The sequence below is a fragment of the Streptomyces sp. NPDC002125 genome, from assembly GCF_053593715.1.
On sequence record NZ_JBSFDD010000001.1, the window covers coordinates 206,743 to 222,815 of the forward strand.

The following is a 16,073-nucleotide window of genomic DNA, read 5'->3' on the forward strand; positions in this document are numbered from 1 at the left end:
CGCCGCAGACGCCCCGGTCCGCCCGCCGGAGGGCGGCCGGTGCGGGGGCCGGGGGATCTGGGATGCTGCCCGCACCCGACGTTCGCCCGAGGGGTGGACGTGGTCCCGCCGAACGTCCCGCATGGAGGGTCACGTGACCGTTCCGCACAGCTCCGTCGCCCGGGTGATCGAGCGCGTCCCGCCTCCCGTCGCGGCGGTGGACGGGCAGGGAGACTGGGCGGAGGCCGAGCGCGCCCTGGGCACCCCGCTGCCCGAGGACTTCAAGCAGCTGGTCGCGGCGTACGGGCGCGGGGACTTCTGGGGTGCGCTGTGTCTGTGCACGCCGTTCGGCGCCGGCAACCCGGTCCCGCTCCGGGCGGACCTGCTGGAGGACTTCGGTCCGCTGCGCGACGACTGTCCCGAGTACTATCCGTACCCCCTCTTCCCGGAGCCCGGCGGGCTGCTCGCCTGGGCGGTGACGGAGAGCGCGGCGCACGTGTGCTGGCTGACCGAGGGGCCTCCCGAGTCCTGGCCCGTGGTGATCTGGTCACGGGACGACGACTACGAGCGGTTCGACTGCGGGGCCGGTGCGCTGCTCGACGGGCTGACGAGCCGCAGCATCACCTCGGAGCTCCTGCACCACGACCCGGAGCTCGCCCCCTGGTTCGACCCCGCGATCCCGCTCGACCACGTGTACGTCCGGCTGGGCGAGGGGGCCCTCCCGTACGAGGAGCGGCTGCGCATCCTGCGCGACGCGTTCGCCCCCACGTCGGACCGGGGCGGTTTCGCGCACGACGGTCAGCGGCAGGACCACTTCGCCGTCGACGGCACCGGCTGGCTCATGACGTACGAGTCCGCCTACGGCCATCAGCTCCGTGTCGCGTTCCCGCCCGCCGACAGCGAGTCGGCGCGGCGCGCGGTGCTGGCGGCGGTGGAGCTCATCGGGTGCCCCGTGCTGTCGGCCGACACCGTGCACGGCACCTCGTCCTGGGCCCTCTCCTCGCACACCGCCTGACGAGGCCTTGTCCGCCACGGCTCGCCGCTGACCGCCCGTACTCGCGCCGCGCCTCCCGCGCGGCTCTTCACCGATGCCTGTCGCATGTCTGTACGCGCATCGGCGCTTCGGTGTACGTTCTCGGGCCGATGGCCTTGGGAGCGCTCCCACTCCCCAGCCCCCCACCGTTTCCGCTCCGCACGAGGAGGAACGACATGAAACGCCTGCTCGCCTTACTGGCGACCTGCGCGACGATCCTGGGCCTGACAGCCGCACTGGGCCCACAGGCGGCTGCCGCCACCGGCTGCAAGGTCGACTACACGGTCACCAGCCAGTGGACGGGCGGTTTCCAGGGCGGGGTGAAGATCACCAATCTGGGCGCCCCCGTCAACGGATGGACGCTCGCGTTCACCATGCCGGACCCGGGCCAGAAGATCGCCCAGGGCTGGAACGCCACCTGGTCGCAGTCGGGTTCGGCGGTCACCGTCACCGGTGTCGACTGGAACCGCACGCTGGCCACCGGCGCGTCGGCGGACCTCGGATTCACGGGCACCTTCACGGGCGCCAACCCCAAGCCCACGGCGTTCACGCTGAACGGCGTCGCCTGTACGGGTTCGGTCGACGAGGAGACACCTCCCGGCCCCGATCCCGTCGGCAGCACCCCCGTGGACATCAACGGCCCGCTCCACGTCTGCGGCGTGAACCTGTGCAACCAGTACAACCGCCCGGTCCAGCTGCGGGGCATGAGCACGCACGGCATCCAGTGGTTCGACGCGTGCTACAACGCAGCCTCCCTGGACGCGCTGGCGAACGACTGGAAGTCGGACCTGCTGCGCATCTCCATATACGTGCAGGAGGACGGCTACGAGACCGACCCGGCAGGCTTCACCAGGCGGGTGAACGAGCTCGTCGACGCGGCCGAGGCGCGCGGTATGTACGCGTTGATCGACTTCCACACGCTGACGCCGGGCGACCCGAACTACAACCTGGAGCGCGCGAAGACGTTCTTCGCCTCCGTCGCCGCCCGTAACGCCGGAAAGAAGCACGTGATCTACGAGATCACCAACGAGCCCAACGGGGTGAGCTGGTCGGGCATCAAGAACTACGCGGAACAGGTCATCCCGGTGGTCCGCGCCGCCGACCCGGACGCCGTAGTCATCGTCGGTACCCGTGGCTGGTCCTCGCTGGGCGTCTCGGACGGCTCCAGCGAGAGCGAGGTCGTCAACAACCCGGTGAACGCGACCAACATCATGTACGCGTTCCACTTCTACGCCGCGAGCCACAAGGACAACTACCGCGCCACTCTGAGCCGGGCGGCTTCCCAGCTGCCGCTGTTCGTGACGGAGTTCGGCACGGTGAGCGCCACCGGCGGCGGGGCGATGGACCGGTCGAGCACCACGGCCTGGCTGGACCTGCTCGACCAGCTGAAGATCAGCTACGCGAACTGGACCTACTCCGACGCCGACGAGAGCAGCGCGGCGTTCCGGCCGGGCACCTGCGCCGGCAGCGACTACAGCAGCAGTGGCGTGCTCACGGAGTCCGGTGCACTGCTCAAGAGCCGTATCAGCACTCCGGACAGCTTCCCCACGAGCTGACGTCCGGCGGGGTCCCGGCCGCGCCGGGGCCCCGCTGTCGGTGACGGGACCGCTCCCGCCGCCGGGTCCCGCGCGGGGCCGGTGAGGTGCCGGCGCGGTGAGGTGCCGGGGAGGTGCGGGTCCGGTGGCCGTTCACGCGGTGCGGGGGAGGAACTCCCCAGCCCGCGACAGAATCGGATGCACTCTCGCGGACATCGTCGCTAAGGTCCCGCCATGACCGCCAACCCGGGTTCCACCCCGCCCTCCCTGACCGCGGGCAACCGCTCCGGCTCCTTCGCACTGGAGCGACGATCGATACTGCTCACAGAGGGCAGCGTGCGACGGCGCATACCGCTGGAAGCCATCGAGGTGGTCCGCGTGGACGACGGGGAGCGCCGGCCTGCGGTACAGGTCGTCCTGACCGCTCCCGCGGGCACGCCGGGCACGGTCTTCCGGGTCGGCTGCCGCAACGCCGCGTCCGCGGCAGCCTTCGTGGAGGCGGCCGGCCGGGCGCTGCCCGTGAGAGAGGCGGACGCACCGCGCGAGGACGGCGGGGCGCGGGTCGTCGTGCTTCCGCCGGCGGAAGACCCTGACAAGAGGTCGGCCCGCGACTGGCTGGTGATCGCGGCTCTCCTGACGCCCGTGGCGCTCTACGTGGCGGGGCTGGTCGTCCTGATCGCGCACGGGGACGTGCTCGGGGTGATCTTCTGGCTCCTCGGTCTGAAGCCCCTGGCCTTCGGCCTGGTCCTGTACGGGGCGTCGGCGAAGGCTCTGTACGACCGGTGGCTCCTGCGCCGTCGCGGCATCTCCGTGGTGGCGACGTTCGACCACACCGAGGGCAAGAAGCAGATCTTCGGCTTCGTCGACGCGGAGGGAGTGCGGCGGTTCTTCGAACCCGACCACGCGGCTGAGCCCGTCGGCACAGCACCGCAAGGGGTGGCCGCCCACTACGACCCCCGGCACGTCGAACGGGTCAAGGCCGTCCTGCCGGTGCGGACCTGGGTGCTCAGGACGATCGGGGTGGCCTTCGGCGGCACGTTCCTGCTGGTCATCGGGTTCTTCCTCGTGCCCTACCAGCTGATCGACGTGCTGTCCCGCTGACCGGTCGAGGTGGATCGCCCTCGGCACGGAGGGTGTCGTACGGCCGCCTCCCGCACATCGCGGGACGCACGGGGTTCATTCAGGACCGTGCGTCACGAATGGCATAGTGATCCCCAACGGGGTGTTCGAGTGGGGGAGTTCGGGCTCGTGAGGATCGCTCGCTGGTTGGTGCCGCTCGTTGCCGTGGGTGTGGTGACGCCGGTGTCCATCGGGATCGGGACGCTGTTACTGGGCTCCGACGACAGCGAGGCGGCCGGCACGGGCGTCCCCGCACCGATGAGCACCGAGCTGAAAGCGGGCGACGTGGGCGTCCCCGTCATGTACGCGAAGCTCATACGCGACGCGGCGGACGACTGCGGCGACAAGCTGCTCACCGCGCCCGTGCTGGCCGCGCAGCTGAAGCGGGAGAGCAACTTCAACGCGAGGGCCAGATCGCTCGCGGCCGGCGAGCCGGTTGACGACGAGGGCTCGCTGACGGACCCGCGGAGCGCGGAGCAGCGGGCGAAGGACGAGAAGGCCGGCGGGGACGGCCTCTCCGACGAGGAGGCGACCACCGGCCCCGGCTCCGAGGACGGCTCCCCGGGCGGGGACCTGGCCGACGCGTCCAAGGCCGAACGGCCCGTCACCAGGGGCATCGCGCAGTTCTCCGACGCGGACTGGGCGGCCGAGGGCATCGACGGCAACAACGACGGAGTGAAGGACGTCCTGGACCCGGCAGACGCCATACCGGCGCAGGGCAGGAAGATGTGCGAGCTCCTGGAGACCGCGAAGGAGCACCCCGGCTACCGGGGCGCCCCCCTCGAACTGGCCCTGGCGGGCTACCGGCTGGGATGGAAGACGGTCGAGGAGTACGGCGGCGTGCCGCGGGCGAGCGGAGCGGACGGCGAGACGTACGCATACGTCGAGGCCGTCATGAAGTCCTACCCGAAGATGGTGGTGCCGGTCGGCGGCGCCGTGTCCGGCGGCTGGACCCTTCCCGTCGAGGGACCGGCCGGCACCCCGTACCACCAGAGGGGCACCTCCTGGTCGACCGGTCTGCACACCGGCGTCGACTTCGTGGTCCCCACCGGCACGCAGGTCAAGGCGATCGGCCCCGGCGAGGTCGTCACGGCCGGGGACGGCGGGGACTACGGCAACCAGGTCGTCATCCGTCACGAGGACGGCACGTTCAGCCAGTACGCCCACCTCTCCCAGGTGAAGGCCGTCGTCGGCCAGAGCGTCCAGGGCGGCACGCTCATCGGCTGGTCCGGCGACACCGGCAACGCCACGGGGCCGCATCTGCACTTCGAGGTGCGCACCGGGGCCGGCTTCGGGTCGGACGTCTCCCCCGTCCCGTTCCTGCGCGCCAAGGGCCTGATCCTCTGACGACGACGCACCGGCCGTGGGGCGTGGGGCGCGTGGGGCGTGGGCTACACACGGTCACCCCCGACGGGCCCGGACGGAGCAGCCTGCCCGGCGATCGCAAGAGGATTGCCAACCGGTAGGAGAGAAAGGGCTTTTCGGGTTCACGACCGTGCGGTCAGTGACCTGTTCGCCGGGCCCCGCGACCGGGGGAAACACGAAGATCTGACCATTTGGTTCGATCGAGGGACGCCGGTCCCGATTCCGGAAGGGGCGGTCCGACGGCGTGGATGATCTTGGCCGAGGCGCCTGCCACCTCGGCCCAGGTGCCCTCCACAGATCCTGGAGGATCCATCCCATGCGACACCCTGTCTCCCGCACCCGCGCACTGGCCGTGGGGCTCGTGCTGGCAGCGGCCGTGCTCTCGCCCTCCGGCTCCGCCCAAGCGGCAGCCGACCAGTACGAGTGGGCCGCGCTCGGCGACTCGTACACCGCCGGCGGGTTCGTCGGAGACCCGCTGCCCGCGCTCGGTGACGCGTCGCGGGACGGCTGCGACCGGAGCACCAACTCCTATCCCGACGTCGTCAACGGGGAACTCGCCGAGTTCCCGCCGGGCAAGCCCGTCCACCTGACCGACGTCAGCTGCGGCAACGCCACCATCGCCCACATCGCCAAGGACAAGCAGAAGCCGATCAGCCCGGTCCAGCCTCCGGTCGACGGCTGGTCCGAGGTGGACCCGCAGATCAAGCGGGCCCAGCTCAACGACGAGACCGACATCGTCACGATCGGCGTCGGCGGGAACAGCCTTCCCTTCGGCGGCATGCTCATCAAGTGCCTCGAAGAAGGCGTGGGCACGAAGTCCTGCCGTGAGCACTACACCAATCCCCCCGAGGGGGAGGAGAGCATCCAGGACAAGCTCGCGCGGGTCCAGGACGAGTACATCGAGGTGCTGGCCGAGGTGCACCAGGCGGCGCCCAACGCCAAGGTGATCACGGTCGGGTACCCGGCGGTCCTGCCGGACGAGGCAAGTGACTGCAACCGCCTCTCCCTCACCGAGCTCGGCTCGATCAAGCACGCCGACATCGACTGGCTCCGTGACGACGTCCTCAAGCAGCTGAACAGCACGATCCAGCGGGTGACGAACTTCTTCGGCGACCGCTACGTCGACATCTACTCGTCCAGCGTGGGCCACGACGCCTGCCAGCCGGCCGACACCAAGTGGGTCGAGGGGATCTGTGGCGACGCCGCGGACCACTGGCCGTCCAGGCTGCCCGGCACCCTGCTGAACTGCGGCCCCATCGGCAAGCGCGTCACCCTGGTCCACCCCAACACCGAGGGCCACGCCAACACGGCGGCGCCGGTGGAGCGGGCGATCCGCATCGCCCTCCTCGAACGCTGACGCCCCGGGGGCCCGGCCCGGTCCGGGGACGCGGCCGCCTCGGGTGAGGCGGGGTGTCCGGAAGGCTCCACGCGTTCCGGACACCCCGCCTGTCAGTCCCGGAGCGGGACTCAGCTGACGCCTGCTAGGTGCCGCTGGTCGTGGCGCGGGTGAAGAACTCGATCTCCGCGATCGAGACCTGCTTGTCGGGGCCGGTGTTGAACGCCGAGCGGATGACGAACCGTACGCTGACGACGTTCTGCGCACGGAACTTCCGCTGCTGAGGGCCGCTCATCTGGTCGAGCTTGATCTGACGGGTGGTCTTCTTCCCGTCGGCCGTGGTGATGACCGCGTCCATGCGGTGCGGCAGCGCGGCCTCGGAGAGGTCGGATGCCTTGGCGGAGATGCCGGACGTGATGAGGATGTCCAGCAGTCGGACGGGTTCCTGGAAGCGCGCCTCGACCCACTCCCCCTCCGCCGTCTCGGCGACCCCGGGGCCCCACCAGCTGTTGTTGACCTTGTCGAAGAGCACCTTCGGCGGGTGGCCGCCGAAGGAGCGGGACGCCGCCGCGGAGTCCGGGCTGATCTGCGCCCGCTTCGCGAAGTGGTCACGGGCCGCGTTCCACGCCGTACCCACGTTGAACGCCGCGTAGATCACCAGCCCGAGCGCGAGGCCGTACGCGACCCAGGTGAAGATGCGGCCGATGCCCCGGCGCAGCCTCGGGCGGTCGCCCGCCCACGGCGCCGGGCCGTTGCCGAAGTCCCGCATCCGTCGCCACCAGGGGCGCCGGGCCTCCGGAACGCCGGGGCGCTCGTCCAGGGACATGCCGCAGCGTCGGCAGAAGTGCCGGTCGGGGCGGTTGCCGGTCTCGCACCAGTGGCACGGGGGGCCCGTCTCGTCGGCCGGTTCGCCTCGGGGGGCCTGGACCTGGGGACGGGCGGCGGCGGGCACGCCGGGAAGGACCGGGGCGACGTCCGGTACCGGTGCGGCGGGGCCCTGGTCCGCGACCGGCACGAGCAGCGCCCTGGCCCGGGCGCTCGCGTCGGCGTCCGTGGCGGGGGCGGGGTCCGGTGCGCCGGTGGCCGCCGGCATCGTGGGGAGGGTGTCGTCCTCCTCGGGGGCGAAGGGCGGCGCGTCGGCGCGCTCGGGCTCGCGTACGGGTTCGGGCTCGCGCTCGGGCTCGCGTGCGGGCTCCGTGCTCGCGGCCGGGCCCGGGGTCCAGCTCAGGACCGCGCCGCAGTCGTCGCAGAAGGACTGGCCCGGGGTCGCCCGCGCACCGCACTCGGCACAGTGACGCGGCCGGTCCCCCGTGTCCGCGGCGGCCCCTGTCGGGGGTGGCGTGGAGGAGGAAGCCTGCTGACTGGTCACCTGTCGGAAGTCCTTTCGGCGGTGGTCACTCGGACCGTGTAAGGCATGTGGGCGGGGCGGGCTGCCGCTACGAGGCGCTCCAGCCGGTGTTCGGCGGCGGGACCGGGGTCCGGCAGCCGCAGGGTGACGTGCAGATGCGGGCGGCTCTCGCCGGGGACGGGCCCCAGGGGCCTGGCGTCCCAGGAGGCGGCGCCGCTCTCGGTGATCTCCGGCTCCACGCCGAAGGCGAGCCGTACCGCCTCGGACAGTCCGCGCCGGGTGCCGCGGATGCGGTGCAGCCGTACGGCGGCGGTCACCGCGGCGCGCAGCGCGGCCGTCTCCTCGGTGTCCTGCGGGTGGGCGGCGGCCGAGGCGGTGAGGGCGGCCTTCGTGGCCGGGCCGTCGGCCCCGGCCGTGTCGGGCGCCTCGGTCTCCGCGCCCACCCAGCTGCCGAGCCAGCGGGTGAAGTCCGCGGGGGCGAGCGATGGCGTGAAGTAGGCGTCCAGGTTGTCGAGGACGTTGTGGAACGGCGCGAGGACCTCGTCGAGACCGGCGACGAAGCGCTGGGCGAGGTCGTCGTCGGCGAACACCGCCGGGAGCATGACGCCCAGCGGTGCCGAGGAGCCGAGCCCGTCGACGGAGCCTCGCGTGCTCCCGCTCGTGGTCACGAGGCGTCCCCGATGACCCGGACGCGGTGGTCGAACGAGAAGACGAGCGCGGGGGCTTCGAGGTCGATGCGCTCCGTGGGGTCGCCGCGCTTGCCGCTGAGCGGGTCGGCGGGGTGCAGCAGCACCTCGTCCACCAGCTCGACGCCGGGGACCCGTTGCAGCACGGCGAACACCTCGCCCGCCTGTACGGGACGGCCGAAGGGCCAGCCCGTGCCGTGCGCGCCGCCGGTCAGCGGGTCGAGATGGCGGTACAGGGCGTCGTGCGCCTGCCGCCTGACCCGGTCGGTGTCGGCGCCCCGGAAGGCGTGGACCGTCGCGACGACCGTCACCCCCTGGTAGAACGGCGGCCCGACCGCCAGCCGGGTGCCGATCAGGCGGCGCTCGTCCAGGTAGCGGGTGATGCGCCCGAGCAGGGCGTCCCCGGGGACGAGCTGCTCGAAGCGCAGCCGGCCGCCCGGGTCGGAGACGGCCTGCGGGACGACCAGTACCCGTACGGCGTGCGCGCCGTGCTCGTCCGGGTCGGCCGCGAGGCAGGTGATGCGCGCGGTCTCGGGCGCGGCGCGCCGCGCGAGCTCCTCGTAGTCCCGCAGGGTGACGGCGCGGTCCTGCGCGCTCAGCGCGATGGGAGCCCTGCGCTTCGCCTCCTCGACGGTCTCCCCGTCGACGCCGCCGCGCGCGGCCTCCCGGTTGACGACGTCGGAGACGTACGGCACGGAGTCGCGCAGCACCTGGATAGCGCCCCTGGCGACGTTGCCGGCCCTTCCGCCACCCGTCCGGTAGCGGCGGGCGCGGATGGGCGCGCCCTTGGGCGGCACGGCCCCGTACTGGCGCAGGGTGCCGTCCGGTTCGCGGACGGACGGGCCGAAGGCGATCTCGCCGGTGGTGGCGTCCAGGGTGATGTGCCGGTCGGCGGGGCCGGAGGCGGCGAAGTGGCCGACGGTCTCCCAGTCGACCCAGCCGTCGCGCTCGGCGACCTGGAGGAGCAGCGGCTGCGCGTCGCCGACCACGGGGCTGTTGGCCAGCCGCAGCCGGTGTCCCGGGAGCCCGGTGGCTTCTCCCAGTGCCTCGTCCCGCACCGTCTCGGCGTGCACGACGCCGGTGGTGCCGCCGATGCTGAACGCCTCGGCGGAGCGGATGGTGGGCGAGGTGGTGTAGAAGGGCTGGCCCTGTTCCGGGTCGGTGACCCGGCAGCGCAGCCAGCCCGCCTCCCGCCGCCCCGTGCGGGAGAGGGCGTGCCCGCCGGGGACGTGCAGCACGACCTCGCCGGGGCGGTTGAGACCGCCGGTGGTGTCCCGGTCGACGTCGCAGGCGGCCCAGCCGTCGGCGGTCCACGCCTCCCAGACGAGCGGCGGCTGCCTGGGGTCGACGCCGACGCCGTCGACCTGGCTGTCGAGCTCCAGGACGACCACGCACTCCGGTACGGCGGCGCTGAGCCCGAACAGCATGCGGTCGCCGGGGCGCGGGGCCTCGGTGAAGCAGTGCACGTCCTTGGACTCGGCGAGGTCCGAGGTGCGGTCAACCGCTTCCTGGTCGACCGACTGGACCACGAGGTACGACAACTCGCAGGGAATCACCGTGAGTTCGCGCTCGGTGGCGAAGACCACCGCATCCTCGGTCTGGGTGCGGACGGTGGCGACCTCGGTGCCCGTCGCAAGGACGACGGGCTGCTGCTGCGGCGCCGACAGCCAGAAGGTGACGTCGGCGCGCGCCGCGGAGGGCGGGAAGAGCGTGATCCCGATGAGGTCCAGGAACGCGAGGTGGTTCTTCTCGGGCACCCGGTTGAGCCGGTAGACGATCTGGTCGGCCATGTGCGCGACCGTCTCGACGAGGGTCACGCCCGGGTCGGAGACGTTGTGGTCGGTCCACTCGGGGGCGCGCTGCTGGATGTAGCGCTTGGCGTCGTCGACGAACTGCTGGAAGCGCCGGTCGTCGAGGTTCGGGGAGGGCAGGGCCATCAGCGGTCGCTTCCAAAGTGCTCGTCGGGCGTGCCGGACCCCTCGGGCCCGTCGTGGGAGGGGATCACGTAGAACGGGAAGACCAGACTGCGCGGGTTGTTGGTCCCCGTGATCGAGTAGCGGACGTCGATGAGGAGCACGCCCTGTTCCGCGCCGGCCGTCACCGCGACGTCGTCCACCTCGATGCGCGGTTCCCAGCGGTCCAGGCAGCTGTGCACCTCGTGCTGGATGCGGCCGGCGGTGGCCTCGTTGACGGGGGCGAAGACCATGTCGTGGATGGCGCAGCCGAATTCGGGGCGCATCGGCCGTTCGCCGGGCGCGGTGGAGAGGACGAGCCGGATGGCCTCCTCGACCTCGCGTTCCCCGCTGACCAGCGCGATGCCGCCGGTGGGGCTGATGCGCAGCGGGAAGGCCCATCCGGAGCCCACGAACTGTTCGGCCATCAGATGCCTCCCACCGTCAGCACCGGCTTCAGCTTGGACAGGACCAGGGGAGCGTTCAGGCCGACCTCCACGCCCGAGTTGATCTTCACGGCGAGTCCCGCGGTCAGCGTCATGGCGGCACCGGCCGACACGCTCAGCGCGCTCGCGTTCACGGACGTCACCCCTGCCTGCACCGACAGGGCGCTCGCGTTGATGTTCATGGGTCCGCCGCTGCGGATCGTCATGGAGCCCACCGCGTTGAGCGAGAGGTTGCCGCCCGCGTTGACGGCCACGGCGCCGGTCCCCCGGATGGAGACCTTCCCCTTGCTGTCCACCACGATCTCGGTCTTCGTGCGGTCCAGATTGATGGTGAGCCGGTTGTCGCCGGTGGAGAGGCGCACCCCGCGCTTGAGGCCGACGCTCTGGTCGAGCAGGTCGAGACGGTTGTTGCTGCGGTCGGACAGGGTGCGCCGGGTGACCTTGCCGCGCGTCGGGTCGTACACGGGCACGTCGACGGGGTCGGGCTTGTCCACGCCGTTGTAGAGGCCCCCGATGACGTACGGGTGGTCCAGGGCGCCCCGGTCGAAGGCCACCAGCACCTCGTCGTCGACGTCGGGGGAGATCATGCTGCCGCCCTTGGTCCCGCCGAACTGGACGGTGCGGGTCCAGTCGCTGACGTACATGTCGTCCAGCCACGGGAACTTCAGCTTGACCCTGCCCTGCCTCAGCGGGTCCTTGATGTCGGTGACCAGGGCGTTGGCGACGCTCGGCAGCCCGGCCGCCCCGGCGCCGCCGCCCCCGGAGGTGAGCCCGTACAGGGACCGCCACTGGCGCCCGCTGACGTTCAGGAACGTCTCGTAGTGCTCCTGGTCGCCGAAGGTGTGGCGGGCGGCCGTGACGGTGTACTTCCCCTGGAACGGCTTACCGACGTCCTTGAGGGTGACGGCGACTCCGGGGCGCAGTGCGGTGTTGCCGCGTGCCGTGATCTCCACCTCGGCGAAGGAGGAGGTCACGTCGTCCGCGACGGCGTCGGCGGCGTGCTTGACCTCGTCCAGCTTGTCGTAGGGCGTGTCGGTGACGACGAGTTCGGCCTTGCCGAAGGTCCTGGAGACCTCGGCCGGTGTGGTGCCGATGGCGAAGCCCGAGTTGGTCCGGGCGGGCGCCTTGGAGACCAGGGGCTGCTTGGTGGTGACGTTCCAGCCGCGCGCCTCGACGGTGGTCACCTGGTCGGCCGAGGTGACCGCCGCGCGGCAGCGCAGGATCTCCTCGCCGCCCTTCAGCAGGAGCGCGCTCTGTGCGCTCTGCATGCTCTCCGGGGGAGCCGTCGCCGCCAGCTGACGCTTGACGAACTGGAAGCGGCCCTTGGAGTTGATGGACATCACCATCTCGTTCTCGTCCGCGAGCCGCTGGACGAAGTCCCAGTCGGTGACGTTGGCCTGGCTGATGAACTCGTACTGCCCCTTGGTCCGCTGGGTCCTGCCCAGCGGGATGCCGCTCTTGCGCGCGAGCTCGACGGCGATCTCGGTGGCGGTCTTGTTCTTGTAGGCCGCGACCCTGCGCTGACGGAGCATGCGGTGGCCCTTGTCGTAGCCCCGGATGACGGTGAACGTGCCGGTGCGGTCGTAGTCGGTCTCCAGCGCGGTGACCTCGCCGGTGATCAGCGGCGTGCCCTTGCCGTCGGACATGGGGGAGATGACCACGGGCACGCCGATCTCGACGTTCAGCCGGGCGAGGATGTCCTTCTTGTCGTCACGGAAGGTGAGGTGGAACGCCCCGGGCACCCCCGCGCCGAAGTCGACCCGGCCCGCCACCAGCTTCGTGTTCTCCGGGGACTTGAGCTTGGTGCCGGCGATCTGCACCGCGAGGATGTTGGAGAAACCTATGTCGGGCATCAGACGCCGACCTCTTCGGCGGCGGGGAGCATGAGTTCGGAACCGGGTGTCAGCGACTTCGGGTCGTCGATGCCGTTGGCCTCGGCGATCGTGCGCCACACGGTGGCGTCCCCGTACTCGCGCCAGGCCAGGAGCGGGAGCGAGTCACCGGCCACGACCCGGTGCACCCGGCGGGTGGTGAGCGCCCCGGAGGTCGGGTTCTGTCCGGGGGTGCTGCTCGGGATCTCGTGCAGGTTCACCTGGCAGACGGCCCGGATCGGCATCCCGTTGGTGTTGAAGAGGGTGTACTGGGCCTCCACCGAGCTCACGTACGCGTTGAAGCGGGCCGTGGAGAAGGCACCCCATTCGAAGACCACCCACGGGGTCGACGGCTGGTTCGCGGCGATGCTGGCGGTCGTCGTCTCGCAGCAGGAGAAGAGAGCTTCGACCTTCTTGCGCACATCGTTGCTGTCCGGGTCGTCGGAGCGGTCGAGGAAGATCTCCACCGACATCTCCCGGGGCTCGGGCCCCATGAACTCCGGTACCGCGCCGTCGCGGACCGCGGCGGTGGGCGTGGTCTTCCACTGCGCCCTGCGGGTCAGGGACAGCTGGGACGGGTTGAAGTCGAAGTTGAACGTCTTCATCAGCGCGCCGGGGCTGGTGCTGCTGCCGATCGGCGGCTGGTGGATCGCGAGGGTCGCCCGCACCAGGCTGTCGCCGATGCCGAAGCTGGAGAGGTTCATCGGCTACGCCTCCCCCGCGTCCGTGAAACCGTGGTGGGCGATCTCCAGCACCTCGGTGGCCACGGCGGGGCTCGCCGGGTCGAAGGAGGGACCGCGCCAGCTCACGGGGAGTACGTCGATGAGCCCCCACTGCGCTACCAGCGAGCCGTCCGCGCGCAGCGCGGCGATCTGCCCGGTGGGCCGGGTCACCCCCGTGGTCACGGAGGAGATCCACTCGGCCACCTTCGCGGTCTCCTCGGTGAGGGGCCGGGTCAGCGTGATGTTGGAGAAGGTGACACGGGAGGGCAGCTGCCAGACGAATCCGTTGTTGCCGCCCTCCTGCCGCTGCTCGATCTCGACCTGGGAGGAGAGCCCTTCGCAACCGTTGAAGTTGCCCAGGCTCTCACCGTCGATGGTGAGGTTGAAGAAGATGGTGGAGCCTGCGTCGAGTTCCTGAGGCATCGGGGTGGGGCCTTCCTGCGGTTCCACGTGCGGTCGGGGCGGGTGGTGCGGCGGTCTTTGACGTACGGGCGTTCTTCGGGTCCGGTCAGTGGCGCGGGTCGCGCAGCCTGCCGATCCGCTCGCGGTCGAGCCGCAGCTCGGTGCGGAGCAGACGGGTCATCGGCCCGATGAGCCGGTGGACCAGCTCCGCCAGCTGGTCCTCCTTCAGCTCACGCGGGGCGAACTGACTCGTCACGGACGGCGCGGGCTTCTCCGCGGAGCTCTGGCCGCCGCCTCCGCCGCGTTGCACCGCGACGGACGTGGCGCCGGACGGTGCGGTCACCCGCGCGGGCGACCGGGGCGGAATCGGGGGCGCGGGAGGCGGGGTGGGCCGCGCGGCCGGGACGGTGGGCGCCCGCTGCACGGGGAGCGCGACGGGCGGAGCGGGCCGGGCGGGCGCCAGGGCCACGACGGGGCTCCGGACGGGCCGGGGTACGGAGGCGGCCGGGGCGTCCGGAGCCAGGTGGGCGCGGGGGGCTCCGGGGAGGCCGAGGGAATCGGCCGACGGGGTACGGGCGCCGCGCCCCGGGACGCCGGGCGCGTGCACGGGGACGGACGGGACGTTCGGCACGGGGGCGGGTGCGGGCACGGGGACGGCTCGGGAGCGCTGGACGAGCGGGACGGCCGTGGAGCGCTGAACGGCCGGAACGGTTGTGGAGCGTGGGACCACCGGGATGGCTGTGGAGCGTGGGACGACCGGGGCGTCTGTGGTCTCGGAGCCGGGACGCCGTCCTTCGTCGCCGGGGCGCGCGGGCGCGACTGCGGGGCGGGGTGCCGTCGCGGGCGGAGTACGGACGGCGGCGGGCGGCGGTGAGGACGCCGCTGAACGCTGTACGGCATGAGGACGAGCACCGGCACCACCGCCGGCTGCCGGGACGGCACCCGGTGCGGCAGTCGGGACACGGTGCAGACGCACGGCGGCCGGGGCGGTCCTCACCACAGGCGCGGGGGCCTGGGCGCTCCTCACCACAGACGCGGGGGCCCGAGGACTCCTCATCGCCGGCGTGGGGGCCGGTGACGGCGCGGGCCGTGGAGCGGCGCCACGGGCGCCCGGGAGTGCGGGTGCGCCAGGAGCGGCGGCCCGCTGCACGGCGACGGGAGGGGGCACGGGGGCGGCGTCATGTCGCCGCGGGGCGGCAGCCGGAGCGTTGCCCACGGCGGGGGCCACGGCCTCCGTTCCGCCCGGCGGCGTGAAACCGGCGGCCGTGACGGGCCGCGAGGAACCCAGCAGCGGGGCCACGGGCACGGGCTGTGCGGCGGGCGCCGGCTTTCCGGCGGGGGAACGCTCCCCGGGCGGACGGGTTCCGGCCGGTGCCGCTGCGGGACGATCCGCCGGAGCAGGGGAGAACTGCGAGGCAGGAGTGGGCACTTGGTCCGGTGTCCGGGGCGTGGGCTGGGCGGAGGACGACCGCTGCACGGGCAGCGCACGGTCCGAACGCCCGGGTCCGGACGCGGTGTTCGCCAGGGGTCGCACCGGCCCCCGCTCCACGGGACCCGGCCCGGAAGAACGTCCGGGTCCGGGTGCCGGCGCCCCTCGTGTGGGGCTCACCGGCGGGACGGCCGGAGCCGCCGACTGCCGCCGCACCGGCACAGGGGGAAGTGCCGACCGCTGCACCGAAGGCGCCGCGGCCGGGGTGGCGGCTCCGGGTGCTCCGGCCACCACGGGCCGTGTCGGACCCACCGGCGGGGCGACGTGGCCGGAGCGGCCCGCGTCGGACCCGTTCAGCGGCCGGTCGGGCACGCCGGGCACGGGCGCGCCGGCGGCGTGCGCCGGACCGGTGGCCGGGGACACGGCGCGGCGGGCGGGAGCCGCGGGAGTGGAAGCCGAGGGGGCCTGGGCACGGGGGCCGGAGGCGGGCGCGGGCCCGGTCGAGGGTGCGCCGAGTCGGTGCACCGGAGGCCGGACCGCCGGTCCCGGCGTGACCGTGCCGCTCGGGGGAACGGCCCCGCTGCCGGACGGGCCAGGGGCCCCGGTCCGCCGCACCGGTCCCGGGGCCCCGGTCGTCCCCGCGCCCGGACCGGCCGCGCCCGTGGACGCGCGCGTCGGGGCGACGGGGCGCCCGGGGGCGGTGCCAGGCCCCGGGCCCGCACCGCTCGCACCGGTCGCGGCACCGGGCGAACCGGAGGAGAGGGGCCGGGAGTCCGCAGCAGCCCCGGTGGCCGTGGGCGGGCGCACACCCGGCGCCCCGCCGTCAGCGGCGGCCTCGCGCCGCTGCACG

At 72.7% G+C, this 16,073-nt stretch carries 13 protein-coding genes; 5 read left to right on the top strand and 8 right to left on the bottom strand.

The genetic code is table 11. The features are described 5' to 3' along the window. Positions 1-133: 133 nt before the first annotated feature. The 5 genes from ACWCQM_RS00985 (at position 134) to ACWCQM_RS01005 (ending at position 6,388) form a co-directional block, all read left to right on the top strand. A complete protein-coding gene (locus tag ACWCQM_RS00985; RefSeq protein WP_450913269.1) occupies positions 134-994 on the top strand; it encodes an SMI1/KNR4 family protein in 861 nt (286 codons plus the stop codon). 194 nt (positions 995-1,188) lie between these two features. Then, entirely contained in the window at positions 1,189-2,568 is a 1,380-nt protein-coding gene (locus ACWCQM_RS00990; protein WP_450913270.1) for a cellulase family glycosylhydrolase, read from the top strand. Positions 2,569-2,781: 213 nt separating this feature from the next. Then, positions 2,782-3,648 (top strand): hypothetical protein, encoded by an 867-nt coding sequence (locus ACWCQM_RS00995; protein WP_450913271.1) that lies wholly within the window; start codon positions 2,782-2,784, stop codon positions 3,646-3,648. Between the two features lie 168 nt (positions 3,649-3,816). Beyond that, positions 3,817-5,013: a M23 family metallopeptidase gene (locus ACWCQM_RS01000; protein ID WP_450913272.1), complete on the top strand. Its 1,197-nt coding sequence runs from the start codon at positions 3,817-3,819 to the stop codon at positions 5,011-5,013. A 334-nt stretch (positions 5,014-5,347) separates the two neighbouring features. Further along, positions 5,348-6,388, top strand: a complete 1,041-nt coding sequence (locus tag ACWCQM_RS01005; protein ID WP_450913273.1) for an SGNH/GDSL hydrolase family protein — start codon at positions 5,348-5,350, stop codon at positions 6,386-6,388. A 124-nt stretch (positions 6,389-6,512) separates the two neighbouring features. On the opposite strand, the gene ACWCQM_RS01010 is transcribed toward ACWCQM_RS01005, so the two are convergent. From ACWCQM_RS01010 to ACWCQM_RS01045, 8 genes are all read right to left on the bottom strand, one after another. Further along, positions 6,513-7,736, bottom strand: a complete 1,224-nt coding sequence (locus ACWCQM_RS01010; protein WP_450913274.1) for an NADase-type glycan-binding domain-containing protein — start codon at positions 7,734-7,736, stop codon at positions 6,513-6,515. Then, positions 7,733-8,317, bottom strand: a complete 585-nt coding sequence (locus tag ACWCQM_RS01015; protein WP_450913628.1) for a phage tail protein — start codon at positions 8,315-8,317, stop codon at positions 7,733-7,735. Before ACWCQM_RS01015 ends, ACWCQM_RS01010 begins: the two co-directional genes overlap by 4 nt. 62 nt (positions 8,318-8,379) lie before the next feature. Next, the gene (locus tag ACWCQM_RS01020; protein WP_450913275.1) at positions 8,380-10,338 is read right to left on the bottom strand and encodes a putative baseplate assembly protein; all 1,959 of its coding nucleotides are present in this window, start codon (positions 10,336-10,338) and stop codon (positions 8,380-8,382) included. Then, positions 10,338-10,781, bottom strand: coding sequence for a GPW/gp25 family protein (locus tag ACWCQM_RS01025; protein WP_073745605.1), 444 nt, complete (start codon positions 10,779-10,781; stop codon positions 10,338-10,340). Before ACWCQM_RS01025 ends, ACWCQM_RS01020 begins: the two co-directional genes overlap by 1 nt. Next, complete coding sequence (locus tag ACWCQM_RS01030; protein WP_450913276.1) at positions 10,781-12,652, bottom strand: VgrG-related protein; 1,872 nt, start codon at positions 12,650-12,652, stop codon at positions 10,781-10,783. The genes ACWCQM_RS01025 and ACWCQM_RS01030 overlap by 1 nt, the downstream gene beginning before the upstream one ends. Continuing rightward, on the bottom strand, positions 12,652-13,374 hold the full coding sequence (locus ACWCQM_RS01035; RefSeq protein WP_450913277.1) for a CIS tube protein: 723 nt from the start codon (positions 13,372-13,374) through the stop codon (positions 12,652-12,654). Before ACWCQM_RS01035 ends, ACWCQM_RS01030 begins: the two co-directional genes overlap by 1 nt. Positions 13,375-13,377: 3 nt before the next feature. Then, on the bottom strand, positions 13,378-13,815 hold the full coding sequence (locus tag ACWCQM_RS01040) for a phage tail protein (RefSeq protein ID WP_073745599.1): 438 nt from the start codon (positions 13,813-13,815) through the stop codon (positions 13,378-13,380). 85 nt (positions 13,816-13,900) lie between these two features. Next, positions 13,901-14,524, bottom strand: coding sequence for an extensin (locus tag ACWCQM_RS01045; RefSeq protein WP_450913278.1), 624 nt, complete (start codon positions 14,522-14,524; stop codon positions 13,901-13,903). Between the last annotated feature and the right edge of the window lie 1,549 nt (positions 14,525-16,073).